Raw genomic sequence first — 14,598 nt, 5'->3', positions numbered from 1 at the left:
ACCCGCCCGCACCACGCATCACAGGAAGCCGAGTCACCTCCATGACCGAGCAGAACTCCGCCGCGTCCGTCCCCGCCGGCCGCCCCTTCGTCGACCGCCCCACCCCGATCACCGCCGCCTCGGTGCGCCAGCAGCCCTCGGGCATGCGGCACGGGCGCTACCTGCCGTTCGGCACCGTCGACCTGCCGGACCGCACCTGGCCGGAGAAGGTGATCACCAAGGCGCCGCGCTGGCTGTCCACCGACCTGCGGGACGGCAACCAGGCGCTGATCGACCCGATGTCGCCGGCCCGCAAGCGCAAGATGTTCGACCTGCTGGTGGCCATGGGCTACAAGGAGATCGAGGTCGGCTTCCCCGCCTCCGGGGCCACCGACCACGCCTTCGTACGGTCGCTGATCGAGGAGGGGGCGATCCCCGAGGACGTCACCGTCTCGGTGCTGACCCAGGCCCGCGAGGACCTGATCGAGAAGACGGTGGAGGCGCTGGTCGGCGCCCCGCGGGCGACCGTCCACCTGTACGCCGCGACCGCGCCGCTGTTCCGCCGGGTGGTGTTCCGCAACGACCGGGCGGCCACCAAGGCGATCGCCACCGAGGGCACCCGGCTGGTGATGGAGTACGCGGAGAAGCTGCTGGGCGACGACACCGTCTTCGGCTACCAGTACTCGCCGGAGATCTTCGTCGACACCGAGCTGGACTTCGCGCTGGAGGTCTGCGAGGGCGTCATGGACGTCTGGCAGCCGGGCGAGGGCCGCGAGATCATCCTGAACCTGCCCGCCACCGTCGAGCGGGCCACCCCGAACGTCCAGGCCGACCAGTTCGAGTGGATGTCGCGCCACCTGTCCCGCCGCGAGTTCGTCTGCCTGTCGGTGCACCCGCACAACGACCGCGGCACCGCCGTCGCCTCCGCCGAGCTGGCCTACATGGCGGGCGCGGACCGGATCGAGGGCTGCCTGTTCGGGCAGGGCGAGCGGACCGGCAACGTCGACCTGGTGACGCTGGGGATGAACCTGTTCTCGCAGGGCATCGACCCGCAGATCGACTTCTCCGACATCGACGAGGTGCGCCGCACCGCCGAGTACTGCAACCAGATGGAGGTGCACCCGCGCCACCCGTACGCCGGCGACCTGGTGTACACCTCCTTCTCGGGCTCGCACCAGGACGCCATCAAGAAGGGCTTCGACGCCCTGGAGGCGGACGCGAAGGCGGCCGGGGTGCCGCTGGAGGAGCACACCTGGGGCGTGCCGTACCTGCCGATCGACCCGAAGGACGTCGGCCGCACCTACGAGGCGGTCATCCGGGTCAACAGCCAGTCCGGCAAGGGCGGCGTGGCGTACGTGCTGAAGAACGACCACAAGCTGGACCTGCCGCGCCGGATGCAGATCGAGTTCTCCCGGATCATCCAGGCCAAGACCGACGCCGAGGGCGGCGAGGTCAGCCCGGCCGAGATCTGGCGGGTCTTCGAGGACGAGTACCTGCCGACCACCGGCAACCCGTGGGGCCGGATCTCGCTGAGCGGTTCGCGCACCCTGACCACCGAGGACGGCCGGGACGCGCTGACCGCCGAGGCCCGGGTGGACGGCGTCCCGGTGACCCTGACCGGTACCGGCAACGGCCCGGTCTCGGCCTTCGCCGACGCGCTGGCCCGGATCGGCGTGGACGTGCGCGTCCTGGACTACGCCGAGCACGCGCTGAGCGAGGGCGGCGACGCCCAGGCCGCCGCGTACGTGGAGTGCGCGGTGGACGGCAAGGTGCTGTGGGGCGTGGGCATCGACGGCAACACCGTGCTGGCCTCGCTGAAGGCCATGATCAGCGCCGTCAACCGCTCCCAGCGCGGCTAATTCGAACGGGTGGTATGCGAAGGGCCGTCCCATGGGGCGGCCCTTCGTCGTCCCCGCCCCGGATTGTGGCCTGCGCCACATTTTTTCGAATCGGAAGCCGTTCGAGGTACTGACACGTGCCGGTAACCGTGGCAACATCGATCCACCGGAAAGCCGGGTCGGTGGGACGGCCTCGGTGTCCGGTCGCGTGACCTGCCCATAGTCGAGCAGGCCGCCTGCCATGTCTGGGGAGTGGCGCCGTGACCAGGTTGTGGGGTGTTCGCCCGCGGTGGCGGACTGACGTTCTCGGTGACTTCTTCTGCCCGGGCTGCGGCGGGGACCGCAACTACCGCCGGCAGCACGGCCGGCGGTGGCTGCGGTTGCTGGGGACCCCGGTGGTCCCGCTCGGGCCGGTGCTCGGCAGCGTGCAGTGCACCAGCTGCCACGGCCGGTACGGCGTCGAGAGCCTGGAGCAGCCCACCTGCGTGCGCCTCGGCGCGATGCTGCGGGACGCCCAGTACACCATCGCGCTGGCCATGCTCGCGGCCGGCGGCACCGCCCACCGGGCGGCCCGCGAGGCGGCCTGCGCGGCGGTCCGCGAGGCCGGGTTCGAGGACTGCGGCGAGGCCCAGGTGCTGGCCGCGCTCGCCGCGCTCTCCGGGCTCGGCGGCGAGCTCTGCCACGCCCACGACCTGGAGGCGCCCCCCGGCCGGGGGCTGGCGGAGGCCGGCGGCCTGGCCGTCGAACTGCACGCCGTGGTCGAACCGCTCACCCCGCACCTGGCCCACTCCGGCCGCGAGCGGCTGCTGCTGCAGGGCGCGGCGATCGCGCTGGCGGACGGCCGCTACCTGCCGCAGGAGCGCGAGGCGCTGGCCGCGGTCGGGCGCTGCCTGGACCTGCCGCGGTCCCGGGTCGGGGCGCTGCTGGAGGCGGCGACCCGGACGCCGTACCAGTAGCGACCGCCCTTCCGTACCGTCCACCTCCGAAGATCCGCGGACCACCTCAGACCACCTCGGAATCCCCCACAACGGGCCTGGCCTCCCCACCCCGGGCCCGCCGTGACCCGCACCGCCGTGGTCTCCCCCACGACCGCCGGTGCGGGCAACACGGCTGTCCGGAGCCCGGTGCGGGCGGGCGGGGCCGTCCGGAGCCGGGGGCGGGTGGGGGAGAATGGTCCCCATGAGTCTTTTCCGGGACGACGGCGTCGTGCTGCGGGCGCAGAAGCTCGGCGAGGCCGATCGGATCATCACCCTGCTGACCCGCCAGCACGGCAAGGTGCGGGCGGTCGCGCGCGGGGTGCGGAAGACCAAGTCCAAGTTCGGCGCCCGGCTGGAGCCGTTCTCGCACGTGGACGTGCAGTTCTTCAGCCGGGGGAGTGAGCTGTTCGGCCGCGGATTGCCGCTCTGCACCCAGGTGGAGACGATCGCCCCGTACGGCGGCTCGATCGTCACCGACTACGGCCGCTACACGGCCGGCACCGCGATGCTGGAGACGGCCGAGCGGTTCGCCGAGAACGAGGGCGAACCGGCCGTCCAGCAGTACCTGTTGCTGGTCGGCGGGCTGCGCACGCTGGCGGCCGGGGTGCACGAGTCGCACCTGGTGCTGGACGCCTTCCTGCTGCGCTCGCTCGCGGTGAACGGGTACGGCGCGAGCTTCACCGACTGCGCCAAATGCGGCCTGGAGGGGCCGAACCGTTTCTTCTCCCTCCCCGCGGGCGGGGTGCTCTGCGGCGACTGCCGAGTGCCCGGATGTGCCGTACCCTCCCCTGAGACACTGGTACTGCTCGGGGCGCTGCTGTCAGGGGACTGGCAGACGGCCGACGCCTGCGAGCCGCGGTACTGGCGGGAGGGCAGCGGCCTGGTCGCGGCCTATCTGCAGTGGCACCTGGAGCGGGGCATCCGCTCGATGAGATACGTGGAGAAGTGAGCACATGGCAGCGCGACGGCTCTTCGGCGGCGGCAAGCAGAGGACGTACGTCCCCCCGACCCCCCACCCCAGCGGCGCACAGCCCCCGAAGATCCCCGGCGAGCTGGTCCCCGACCACGTCGCCATCGTGATGGACGGCAACGGCCGTTGGGCCAAGGAGCGCGGACTGCCCCGCACCGAGGGCCACAAGGTCGGCGAGTCCGTGGTGCTGGACGTCCTCAAGGGCGCGATCGAGCTCGGGGTCAGGAACATCTCGCTGTACGCGTTCTCCACCGAGAACTGGAAGCGCTCGCCCGACGAGGTGAAGTTCCTGATGAACTTCAACCGGGACGTCATCCGCCGCCGCCGCGACGAGATGGACGCGATGGGCGTGCGGATCCGCTGGGCCGGCCGGATGCCCAAGCTGTGGAAGAGCGTCGTCCAGGAGCTCCAGGTCGCCGAGGAGCAGACCAAGGACAACGACGCCGTCACGCTCTACATGTGCGTCAACTACGGCGGCCGGGCCGAACTCGCCGACGCGGCGCAGGCGCTCGCCCTGGACGTCGCGGCCGGGAAGCTCGACCCGAAGAAGGTCAGCGAGAAGACCCTCGCCAAGTACATGTACCACCCGGACATGCCGGACGTGGACCTGTTCCTGCGCCCCAGCGGGGAGCAGCGCACCTCCAACTTCCTGCTCTGGCAGTCGGCTTACGCCGAGTTCGTGTTCCAGGACGTGCTCTGGCCGGACTTCGACCGCCGCGACCTGTGGCGCGCCTGCGAGCAGTACGCGATGCGCGACCGGCGCTTCGGCGGGGCGATCCCGAACGAGGTCGGCGCGCCGGTGCCGTCCCCGCGCTGACGGGCTCATACGACGGAGGGGACCTACCGGGATCTGCCCGGTGGGTCCCCTCCGCCGTACGCGCGCGCGGACGAGCCTCAGACCTTCTTGGCGCACTCCGCGCAGGTCCCGAAGATCTCCAGGGTGTGCGCGATGTCGCTGAAGCCGTGCTCGGCGGCGACCGAGTTGGCCCAGCGCTCCACCGCGGGACCCTCCACCTCGACGGTCGCGCCGCAGTGCCGGCAGACCAGGTGGTGGTGGTGCCCGCTGCTGCAGCGGCGGTAGACCGCCTCGCCGTCGGCGGTGCGCAGCACGTCCACCTCGCCGGCGTCCGCGAGCGACTGGAGCGTGCGGTAGACCGTGGTCAGACCGACGGAGTCCCCGCGGTGCTTGAGCAGGTCGTGGAGCTCCTGCGCGCTGCGGAAGTCCGCGATCTCGTCCAGGGCCGCCGAGACGGCGGCTCGCTGCCGGGTCGAGCGGGCGCGCGGCGACGGGCCTGCGGTGGTCACCGTGGGTCCTCCTGGGGTCGTGGGCGTCTCGCACATCATTGTGCCAGCCCCGCCCGCCCCTCAGGTGTGGTCGTGCCGGACGGTTCGCCGGAGGCCTGTTCCGGCAGTTCGACGTCGCACACCTTCGGCCCGTGTTCGCCGGTGCCGCGGTGGCGCCGCCGGGCGAGCGGCGCGGCGAGCAGGCTGAACACCGCGAAGACCGCGATGGCGAGCAGCACGATGGCCGGGCCGGAGGGCACGTCCAGGTGGTAGGAGCCGGTGACGCCGGCCAGCGAGACGACCACGCCGAGCGCGATCGAGGCGGCCTGGGTGGCGGCGAAGGACCGGGTGAGCTGCTGGGCGGCGACCACCGGGACCACCATCAGCGCGCTGACCAGCAGCAGCCCGACGACGCGCATGGCGACCGTGACGGTGACCGCGGCCATCACCGCGAGCAGCAGGTTGAGGGTGCGCACCGGCACACCGGTGACCCGGGCGAAGTCCTCGTCCTGGCAGATCGCGAAGAGCTGGCGGCGCAGGCCCACGGTGACCGCGACGACCACCGCGCCGAGCACCGCGATGGTGGCCAGGTCGGCGGGGGCGACGGTGAGGATCGAGCCCCACAGGTAGCTCTCCAGCGAGCCGGCCCCGGCCTGGGCGGACATCGAGACCAGCAGCTTGCCGCAGGCCATGCCGCCGTAGAAGAGCATCGCGAGGGCGATGTCGCCGCGCTGGTTGCCGCGTGAGCGGACCAGCTCCATGGTGACGGCGCCGAGCACGCAGACCAGCACGGCCATCCAGACCGGGCTGGTCTGGAAGATGAAGCCGAGGCCGACGCCGGTCATCGCGACGTGGCCCATGCCGTCGCCCATCAGCGCCTGGCGGCGCTGCACCAGGTAGATGCCGACGGCCGGGGCGGTGATCCCGACCAGGACGGCGGCGAGCAGGGCCCGCTGCATGAAGTCGTAGGAGAGCATCTCGGTCATGCCAGCAGCCTCGGCGGGGTCAGGTCGGCGTGCGGGTGGACGTGGTCGTGGCCGGGCAGCGCGTGCAGCCCGGTGTTGGGCACGGGCGGGCCGTCGTGGGCGACGCAGCCGTCCCGCAGCACCACGGCGCGGTCGATCAGCGGCTCCAGCGGCCCGAGTTCGTGCAGCACGAGGAGGACGGAGGCGCCGCGGCCGACCTCGGCGCGCAGGGTGTCCGCGAGCACCTGCTGGCTGGCGGCGTCCACGCCGGCCATCGGCTCGTCCATGATCAGCAGGTCGGGGGTGCCGACCAGGGCGCGGGCGATCAGCACCCGCTGCTGCTGGCCGCCGGACAGGTCGGCCACGCCGTCCCCGGCGCGCTCCAGCATGCCGACGGCGGCCAGCGCGCGGTCCACCGCCTCGCGGTCCCGGCGGCGGAAGGGCAGCAGCCGGTGCTGCGGCAGCCGTCCGGTGGAGACCACCTCGCGGACGGTGGCGGGGACGCCGGAGGCGGCGGTGGTGCGCTGCGGGACGTACCCGATCCGGTGCCAGGCGCGGAAGGAGCCGTACGGGGTGCCGAACAGCTCCAGGGTGCCCCGCTCCAGCGGGACGGAGCCGATCACGGCCTTGACGGTGGTCGACTTGCCGGAGCCGTTGGCGCCCAGCAGGGCGACGACCTCGCCGGGGCGGACGGTGAGGTCGACGCCGCGCAGCACCGGCCGGCCGCCGCGCGAGGCGACGGCGTCACGGAGGCGGACGGCCGGGGGTATCGGGTCGGTCATGGTGCTCGTCCCGTCAGTTCGCGGGGGCGGGGGTGGTGGCGTCGGCCGTGGCGGGCGCGGTCGGGGCGGTGCCGGTGGTGCCGGCGGTGCCGGCAGCTCCGGCGGTTCCGGCCGGGGCGCCGAGGGCGGCCTGGAGGTTGGCCAGGTTCTGCTTCATGACGGTCAGGTAGTCGTCCTTGGCGGGGTCCTTGACGCCCTCCAGCGGGTCCAGGACGGCGGTCTTGAGGCCGAGGTCCTTGGCGACGGTGTCGGCGAGCTTGGGGCTGACCAGGGTCTCGAAGAAGACGGTGGTGACGCCGTTGTCCTTGGCGGCCTTCTGCACCGCGGCGAGGCGGGCCGGGGTGGGCTCGGACTCCGGGTCGACGCCGTTGATGGCGACCTGGGTGAGGCCGTAGTGCTCGGCGAGGTAGCCGAAGGCGGCGTGGCTGGTGACGAAGGTCCGGGTCCCGGCGTCCTTCAGCCCGTCCCGGAACTCCTGGTCGAGCGCGGTGAGCTTGCCGACCAGTTCGTCGGTGTTCTTCCGGTAGTCCTCGGCGTGCGCCGGGTCGGCCTTGGCGAACTCGTCGCCGACGCTCTTGGCGATCGCCGCGTAGCGGGTCGGGTCGAGCCAGATGTGCGGGTCGCCGGCCGCGTCCTCGTGCTTGTGGCCGTCGGCCCCGTGGGCCCCGTCGGCCGCGCCCCCGGCCTCGGTGCCCTCGTCGAGGTGGTGGTCGACCAGCGGGCTGGCGGCGGTGGCGTCGATCTTGTGCTTGCTGGACGACTGCGCGACGGCCTGGTCGACGGTGGGCTGGAGGCCCTTGAGGTAGATGATCGCGTCGGCCTTCTGGACCGTGCCGACCTGCTTGGCGGTGAGCTCCAGGTCGTGCGGCTCGACGCCGGCGGCGGTCAGGTCGGTGACCGCGACGTGCTCCTTGCCGATCTGCTGGGCCAGGAACTCCATCGGGTAGAAGGACGCGACGACCTTCAGCCGGCCGCCGCCGCTGTCGGCGCTGCTGCTGCCTCCGCAGGCGGTGAGGGCGAGGGAGGCGGCGAGCGCGGTGGTGCCGAGGGCTATGGAGCGGCGGGTGCGGCGGGAGAGTCCGAGTCGAGGCAGTCCGATCATCATGACAATCATTCTCATCTCACATGGAAATGATTGTCAAATCACTCGGACGGGTGAACGAGAGGTGACGGAGGGTGGGAGCGGCCGGACGATACCGATTTGAATCACGTACCCGTATGGCCGGTAACCTGAGGTATTCGGGTACGCGCAACCAGCCGTGCCCTGACCGTGCCGTACGTACTGAAGAGAGCACTGTGGCCGCCGACAAGATCGACACGATCGTCAGCCTGAGCAAGCGCCGTGGCTTCGTCTACCCCTGCAGCGAGATCTACGGCGGCACGCGTGCCGCCTGGGACTACGGGCCGCTGGGCGTCGAGCTCAAGGAGAACATCAAGCGCCAGTGGTGGCGCGCGATGGTGCAGGCCCGCGAGGACGTCGTCGGACTCGACTCGTCGGTGATCCTCGCCCGCGAGGTCTGGGAGGCCTCCGGCCACGTCGCCACCTTCAACGACCCGCTGACCGAGTGCCTCTCCTGCCACAAGCGCCACCGGGCCGACCACCTGGAGGAGAAGTACGAGGCCAAGCACGGCTTCCCGCCGCCGAACGGCCTCAAGGACGTCAACTGCCCCGACTGCGGCACCAAGGGCCAGTTCACCGAGCCCAAGGACTTCTCGGGCATGCTGAAGACCCACCTCGGCGTCACCGAGGAGGCGAGCGGCCTGGCGTTCCTGCGCCCCGAGACCGCCCAGGGCATCTTCACCAACTTCAAGGCCGTCCAGACCACTTCGCGCAAGAAGCCGCCGTTCGGCATCGCCCAGACCGGCAAGAGCTTCCGCAACGAGATCACCCCCGGCAACTTCATCTTCCGGACCCGCGAGTTCGAGCAGATGGAGATGGAGTTCTTCGTCAAGCCGGGCGAGGACGAGCAGTGGCACGAGTACTGGCTCCAGCAGCGCTGGGACTGGTACGTCGGCCTCGGCCTGCGCACCGAGAACATGCGCTTCTTCGAGCACCCGAAGGAGAAGCTCTCCCACTACGCCAAGCGCACGGTGGACATCGAGTACCGCTTCAACTTCGGCGGTAGCGAGTTCTCCGAGCTGGAGGGCGTCGCCAACCGCACCGACTACGACCTCCGGGTGCACAGCGAGGCCTCCGGCCAGGACCTGAAGTACTTCGACCAGGAGTCCGGCGAGCGGTACTTCCCGTACGTCATCGAGCCGGCGGCGGGCCTCAACCGCGCCATGCTGGCCTTCCTGATCGACGCCTACTTCGAGGACGAGGCGCCGAACGCCAAGGGCGTCATGGAGAAGCGCGTCGGCATGCGGCTCGACCCGCGCCTGGCCCCGGTCAAGGTCGCCGTCCTGCCGCTGTCGCGCAACGCCGACCTGTCCCCGAAGGCCCGCGGCCTCGCCGCCGACCTGCGCACCGCGTGGAACGTCGAGTTCGACGACGCCGGCGCCATCGGCAAGCGCTACCGCCGCCAGGACGAGATCGGCACGCCGTTCTGCGTCACGGTCGACTTCGACACTCTCGAGGACAACGCGGTGACCGTCCGCGACCGCGACACCATGTCGCAGGAGCGCGTGTCGCTGGACCAGGTCAAGGCGTACCTGGGCGCGCGGCTGATCGGCTGCTAGCAGCGGGTGGCCGAGCTTTTGCTCGGGGAGCCCTCGTCCGCCCTGGTGGGGCGGGCGGGGGCTCCTTGCTGTTCGGGGGGCTTCGGGACCCTTGGTGTGCCTCCTGTGCTTGCCCTCGGCCCTGTCCTCGGTCCTGCCCGCGGCCCTGCCCTCGGGCCGCCTGCCGGTGCTGCCGCTACCGGCGTCCCCAGCGGGAGCGTGGGGCCGCGGGCGGGCGGGTCGGCAGGCCGGCGGTGCGCAGGGCGGCGAGGGTGGTGCGGTGGCGGGCCTCGTCGGCGAGCAGCGCGGCCAGCAGCTGCGCGTACAGCTCGGAGTTGCCCGCGCCGTCCAGGGCGGTGGCCAGCCCGACCACCTCGGCGGGCGGGCGCAGGACGGCCAGTTCGCCCAGCAGGAGGGTGGCGAGTGCGGGCGGCAGTCCGGTCGCGAGGGCGGCGAGGTCGGCGGTGGAGCGGCCGGCGGCCTGGCGCAGCAGCGTCCGGACGTCGTCGGCGCGGCCGTGCTGCTGGAGGCAGGCGGCCAGGGAGGTCAGCTCGGGCATCGGCGCCGACCCCCACTCCCAGAGCAGGGTCGCGCTGTCGGCGGCCAGTCCGGCCTGGTCCAGCGCGGAGAGCAGGCCGGGCACGGAGGCGGCCGGGTAGCCCCAGAAGGCGTGGAACACCTCGGCCGCCTCCTCGGCCAGGCCCAGTTCGCGCAGCTCGGCGAGCACGGCGACGGAGTGGTCGGGCGCGGTCCGGGCGATGCTGCGGGCGAGGTGGAGCGAGCCGCCGGTCGGGCCGTACCGGGCCAGCATGCCGACCAGCAGCGCGGCGTCGGCGGAGGTGAGGCGGGCGGCGGCCGTGTCGATCACCTCGGTGGCCTCGGCGAGGGAGCCGGCCCGGTGGAGGGCGGTGATCCGCTCGGTGAGGGCGCCGAGGTCGGGGCGGACGGGCGGTGGCGGGGCCTGGTGCCGGGGTGGCTGGTGGTGCTGTCGCGGCGGTTGCGGGGCCTGCGGGGCCGGCTGTTGTTGCTGTTGCTGCTGGGGGTGCTGGTGGTGCTGCTGTGGCGGTGGCGGCTGGTGCTGGTGGCGGATCCGGCTCTCCAACGCCTCCAGCTGGTCGCTGAGTTGGAGGCAGCGGGCGCCCAGGCCCTCGCGCAGGGTCCGGGCCTGGGCGAGCTGGCGCAGCAGCTCCCCGTCCGGCCGCTGGCGGCCCGGGGTGGCCCGGATCGCCTCGTTCAGGCGCCGTTCGCGTTGGCTCGCGTAGCGGCTCGCGCGGAGTAATTCGTCCAGCTCCGCGCGGAGTTCGGCGGCCTGCAGCTCGCCCTCCGGCTGCCCGCCCGCGGGTTGTTCCGTCGGCCGCATGCGCATGATCGCCCCAACCTGTCCATCCGGACCCTGACTGCGTGACATCTTGGCGACAGTATGTGGCTGGGGAGTTACGAGCGCACGACCAGTCGTGCCCGAGTGGTGTCAAGGAGCGCGCAGAGGGCGGTCGTTGCGAGAAGTGCGCCGGTCGCGCTCCGCAGGAGGGTCGCCTCGTAGTACGGGCCGGGCGCGAGGGCCGCGACGGCGTATCCGACCACCGCGCCCGCCAGGGCGGGCAGCAGGAGCCGCGGCGCGTCCCGGCGGGCCGCCGCGCCGATCACCAGGAGCCCTGCCAGGGCGGCGAGTTCGGGAGTGCCGAAGGACTCCGCGTAGCGGATCGACAGGGCGGGGACGAGGAACAGCGCGAGCGCCCGACCGATCGTCCCCGCGAGGGTGGCGGTGTACGGGCCGGGTTGCGGGCGCGGGTGCGGGCCTCGGGGCGGGACGGTGCGGGTGGCGACGAGCACCGCCAACGCGGCCGCGGCGGAGGGGAGATGGTCGCCGAGCCGGGCGAGGTTGTAGAGCAGCGCGGTGTCGTACAGCACCAGCATCAGCTGGCCGTACGCCCACAGGTCGAGGGCGAAGCGGAACAGGCCGCGGGCGGGTTCGGGTTCGGGTACGGGCTTGGCCTCGGCGCCGGGCTCGGCTCCGGCTCCGGGTTCGGCTCCGGCTTCGCGTCGGGCCAGCCAGGCGATCAGGGGAGGGGTGAGGCAGGCCGCGAGCGTACGCAGGACGAGGTCGTCCACGGTGTACGGGTTCCGCAGGTCCCACTCCACCGCGCAGAACGCCACCGTGTACGAGGCGGCGGCCAGTGGGACCAGCGGCGAGCGGGCCAGCCGGACGTACAGCGCGCGGTCCAGCCGGCGGACGACGGCGACGAACGCCAGCAGTACCAGCGGCAGTTCGAGGAACGCCTGGACCCGCAGGACGGACGGGGCGAGGAGTTCCGGGGCGGGGAAGCGGGCGGCGAGGGCGTCGAGGCGGGGCACGTCGAACCAGCCGGGCTGGAGGTAGCGGGTGATGAAGGAGACGTCGCCGTGGTGGACGCGGTTCACGTAGACCGCGACGAGCACCTGGTTGAGGTAGATCAGCGCGACGACGGCCGCCAGTACCGGCTCCGGCCCGTACGAGCGCCCGCGCCGCGCGGGCCCGGCCTCCCGCCGCAGCACCCGCGGCGCCAGGAACAGGGCGGCGGCGGCCGAGGCCACGACCGTCCCGTCCAGCAGCGGAGCGATCCCGCTCATGCGGCCAGTCGTGCCCGCGCCTCCATCAGGGCGAAGCCGAGCAGGTTCAACCCGCGCCACTCGGCGGGCTGTTGGGCCCGGATGTCGTCGGCGGCGAGCCCGATGCCCCAGATCCGGTCCACCGGGCTGGCCTCGACCAGCACCCGGTCACCCGTGCCCAGCAGGTAGCTGCGCAGCGCCTCGTCCTGCCCGAACTTTGCGACGTTGCCCGCCACCACCAGCTCGAACCGGCCGTCCACCCAGGCCTTCTCGTCGAAGTCCTTGACCAGCCGCCCCAGCTTCTTCGCCTCGGCGGGCGTGCGGGCCGCCAGCACCTGCCGCACGATCTCCTCGTCACCGAACATCCGGGCCTTGCCGGCCATCATCCAGTGCTCGGCGGAGGCGTACGCGACCCCGTCGACGGTGAACTCGCCGGGCCACCACTGGCTCAGGCACTCCTGCCGGGTCCCGCCGCCCTTGCGCTCGGTGTGCCCCCAGAACATCACCCACTTCGGCCGCACCCCGTCGGCCATCGCCACGGCCAACTCCTCGCGGCTGCGGACGGTGGACAGGTCCCCCACGTGCATCTCGCTCATATCGTCAGTCTGACATGAAGGGGTGGGTGCCGCGAACCGTTTCGCGGTGAATCACCCTCGGGGTGGTGACCCGGCGAGTCTTCCCCGGTCAGGCCTTGGCGGCCATGTCCAGGAAGCGCAGGCCGACCTCCGTCACCTCGTCCGCCGTCCATCCCAGGGCCGGTTCGCCGAGGCTGACTTCGGCCACGGCGAGGCCGGGGGCGGCGTCCTCCCAGTGGGAGACGAACCAGATGCCCTCCTCCTCGGCCAGTGCCAGGTGGGCGGCGTTGAGGGCCTCGGCCGGGTGGGGGAGCCAGAGTTGGTACTCGTGGGTGGGCGGCACCTCGGGGTACAGGCGGGCGCCGGGGAGGGCGGCCAGGGCCGGGGTGAGGGCGGTGGCGGCGTGGTGGATGTGGGCGGGGATGCGGGGGAGGGCGGTGTCCAGGCCGTGGAGGGCGGCGAGGGCGGCCGGCCACTGCTGGGAGAGCTGGCCGCCGTAGCGGTGGCGCCAGGTGCGGGCGTAGGCGGTGAGGGCCTTGTCGCCGGCGAGGGCGGCGCCGCTGATGCCGCCGAGGTCCTTGTAGTAGGACACGTAGACGCTGTCGGCGAGGGCGGCGATCTCGTCGAGCCCCTTGTCGAAGTGGACCGTGGTGTTCCAGAGCCGGGCGCCGTCGAAGTGCACCCGGGCGCCGGTCTCGCGGGCCGCGGCGACGAGGGCGGTCAGCTCGTCCCAGGTGGGGAGGAGGTAGCCGGGGTCGCGCAGCGGGAGTTCGACGACCAGGGTGCCGAAGGGCTCGCCGACCGCGTGGAGCTCCCCGGGGGTCGGCTGGCGCTGTTCGGTGGTGGGCCAGAGGCCGCGCAGGCCGGTGAGCTGGGTGTAGGCGTGCCGCTCGTGCCGCTCGATGTGGCTGAGCGGGTGCAGCGCCACGGCCGGGTAGCCGGTGCGTTCGGCGTGGTGGCGGAGGGCGACCTGCTGGGCCATCGTCCCGGTGGGGAAGAAGACCGCGTCCTCTTTTCCGAGCAGTGCGGCGGTCCGTTCCTCCAGCTGCCGCACGGGCCCGTCGCTGCCGTAGAAGTCGGGCAGGACGTCCAGACCGTCCAGGGCGGAGAGTTGGGCGAGGCGTTCGCGGATGCTGAGGACGCGGTCGGTGGAGAGGAAGCGCTCGCAGGTCATGCGGGCCGCGCGGCGCCGGCGGAACTCACTCTGGTCGTCGGTCATCCGGCGATTGTCAGCCCGGTGGCGCGGTCAGACCAACCGCTTTTCCCACCGCAGGGCGGGGTGTCCGGGTACCCACGCCGTCTGGGTGTCCGCCGTGACCCGGAGCCGGACGGCGGTGAGGTCGGGGCGCCCGGCCTCCTGCCAGGCGGCGAGGAGCCGCTCGATCTCGTCCCAGAGGGCGGGCCGGCCGCCCTGGTGGACCGTCCAGCCGTAGGTGTCGTCCTGGACCTGGGCGGAGGCGCCGGGGACGGAGAGGCAGTAGACCGACTCCAGGTCCTCGCCCGTCGTGACCCAGAACCACGCCTCGGGGAAGGCGAGTTGGACCAGGAAGGCGGGCGTCGGGTCGTTGAGGAGGGTGGGGGAGGTGTCGGTCGGACGCCCGGTGTCGTCGGCGCCGGACCAGCCGGGCAGGAACGGCGGGCGGGACGGGCGCGGGACGGCGGCCCGGCCGGTGACCCGGCCCTCGGCGGTGCCGTCGGGGAGCACGGTGAGCTCGACCCGGCCGGCGCCCTCCTGCCAGGTGCCGAGGACGGCCGAGACGGTGCCGCCGGGCCTGGTCTGCCGTACCCAGCCGTAGGGGATCAGGCGGACCGGGTCGGTGGCGCGGACCCCGTCGTGCGGCGGGTGGGCGGCGACGGTGGGGGAGCCGACCTCCAGGATGTTCCGCGGGCCGTCGGGGTTCATCGTCCTCCTCGGGGTGGGGCCGGAGCGGGTCGGGGCCGCGAGGCCGTCCGCCCACGCCGGGATCGACGCGGCGGACGGCCT

Annotated in this window: 14 protein-coding genes; 5 read left to right on the top strand and 9 right to left on the bottom strand. The window is 72.7% G+C overall.

The annotated features are described in order from the left end of the window. Positions 1-41 precede the first annotated feature (41 nt). The 4 genes from leuA to ACFVU7_RS03250 all read left to right on the top strand — a co-directional run bounded on the left by leuA (position 42) and on the right by ACFVU7_RS03250 (position 4,581). On the top strand, positions 42-1,838 hold the full coding sequence (gene leuA, locus ACFVU7_RS03265) for a 2-isopropylmalate synthase (RefSeq protein ID WP_375876395.1): 1,797 nt from the start codon (positions 42-44) through the stop codon (positions 1,836-1,838). A 239-nt stretch (positions 1,839-2,077) separates the two neighbouring features. Next, positions 2,078-2,773, top strand: coding sequence for a TerB family tellurite resistance protein (locus tag ACFVU7_RS03260; protein WP_388044038.1), 696 nt, complete (start codon positions 2,078-2,080; stop codon positions 2,771-2,773). Between the two features lie 223 nt (positions 2,774-2,996). Beyond that, positions 2,997-3,743, top strand: coding sequence for a DNA repair protein RecO (gene recO, locus ACFVU7_RS03255; RefSeq protein WP_049651095.1), 747 nt, complete (start codon positions 2,997-2,999; stop codon positions 3,741-3,743). 4 nt (positions 3,744-3,747) lie between these two features. Beyond that, on the top strand, positions 3,748-4,581 hold the full coding sequence (locus ACFVU7_RS03250; RefSeq protein ID WP_049651096.1) for an isoprenyl transferase: 834 nt from the start codon (positions 3,748-3,750) through the stop codon (positions 4,579-4,581). A 77-nt stretch (positions 4,582-4,658) separates the two neighbouring features. Here ACFVU7_RS03250 and ACFVU7_RS03245 read toward each other — a convergent pair whose 3' ends face one another. The 4 genes from ACFVU7_RS03245 to ACFVU7_RS03230 are packed head-to-tail and all read right to left on the bottom strand — an operon-like array spanning position 4,659 to position 7,900. Continuing rightward, complete coding sequence (locus tag ACFVU7_RS03245; RefSeq protein ID WP_049651097.1) at positions 4,659-5,069, bottom strand: Fur family transcriptional regulator; 411 nt, start codon at positions 5,067-5,069, stop codon at positions 4,659-4,661. 35 nt (positions 5,070-5,104) lie between these two features. Further along, positions 5,105-6,034, bottom strand: a complete 930-nt coding sequence (locus tag ACFVU7_RS03240; RefSeq protein WP_049651098.1) for a metal ABC transporter permease — start codon at positions 6,032-6,034, stop codon at positions 5,105-5,107. Next, positions 6,031-6,795, bottom strand: a complete 765-nt coding sequence (locus ACFVU7_RS03235; protein WP_049651099.1) for a metal ABC transporter ATP-binding protein — start codon at positions 6,793-6,795, stop codon at positions 6,031-6,033. The genes ACFVU7_RS03240 and ACFVU7_RS03235 overlap by 4 nt, the downstream gene beginning before the upstream one ends. A 13-nt stretch (positions 6,796-6,808) precedes the next feature. Next, the gene (locus ACFVU7_RS03230) at positions 6,809-7,900 is read right to left on the bottom strand and encodes a metal ABC transporter substrate-binding protein (RefSeq protein WP_388044036.1); all 1,092 of its coding nucleotides are present in this window, start codon (positions 7,898-7,900) and stop codon (positions 6,809-6,811) included. A 191-nt stretch (positions 7,901-8,091) separates the two neighbouring features. On the opposite strand from ACFVU7_RS03230, the gene ACFVU7_RS03225 reads away from it, so the two are divergent. Further along, positions 8,092-9,474, top strand: a complete 1,383-nt coding sequence (locus ACFVU7_RS03225; RefSeq protein WP_030233601.1) for a glycine--tRNA ligase — start codon at positions 8,092-8,094, stop codon at positions 9,472-9,474. A gap of 175 nt (positions 9,475-9,649) precedes the next feature. Here the strand turns inward: ACFVU7_RS03225 and ACFVU7_RS03220 are convergent, their stop codons facing one another. The 5 genes from ACFVU7_RS03220 to ACFVU7_RS03200 all read right to left on the bottom strand — a co-directional run bounded on the left by ACFVU7_RS03220 (position 9,650) and on the right by ACFVU7_RS03200 (position 14,517). Further along, positions 9,650-10,819, bottom strand: coding sequence for a hypothetical protein (locus ACFVU7_RS03220; protein ID WP_388044035.1), 1,170 nt, complete (start codon positions 10,817-10,819; stop codon positions 9,650-9,652). Between the two features lie 68 nt (positions 10,820-10,887). Further along, on the bottom strand, positions 10,888-12,060 hold the full coding sequence (locus ACFVU7_RS03215) for a hypothetical protein (RefSeq protein ID WP_388044033.1): 1,173 nt from the start codon (positions 12,058-12,060) through the stop codon (positions 10,888-10,890). Next, on the bottom strand, positions 12,057-12,635 hold the full coding sequence (locus ACFVU7_RS03210; RefSeq protein WP_079271723.1) for an NADAR family protein: 579 nt from the start codon (positions 12,633-12,635) through the stop codon (positions 12,057-12,059). Before ACFVU7_RS03210 ends, ACFVU7_RS03215 begins: the two co-directional genes overlap by 4 nt. An 88-nt stretch (positions 12,636-12,723) precedes the next feature. After that, the gene (locus ACFVU7_RS03205; protein ID WP_388044032.1) at positions 12,724-13,833 is read right to left on the bottom strand and encodes a threonine aldolase family protein; all 1,110 of its coding nucleotides are present in this window, start codon (positions 13,831-13,833) and stop codon (positions 12,724-12,726) included. 27 nt (positions 13,834-13,860) lie between these two features. Continuing rightward, on the bottom strand, positions 13,861-14,517 hold the full coding sequence (locus tag ACFVU7_RS03200) for a hypothetical protein (RefSeq protein WP_388044030.1): 657 nt from the start codon (positions 14,515-14,517) through the stop codon (positions 13,861-13,863). Positions 14,518-14,598: the final 81 nt, after the last annotated feature.

It is taken from the genome of Kitasatospora sp. NPDC058046 (assembly GCF_042885595.1).
GTDB lineage: Bacteria > Actinomycetota > Actinomycetes > Streptomycetales > Streptomycetaceae > Kitasatospora.
Note: the sequence above shows the minus strand (reverse complement) of the source record. Positions and strands in the feature narration are given on the sequence as shown.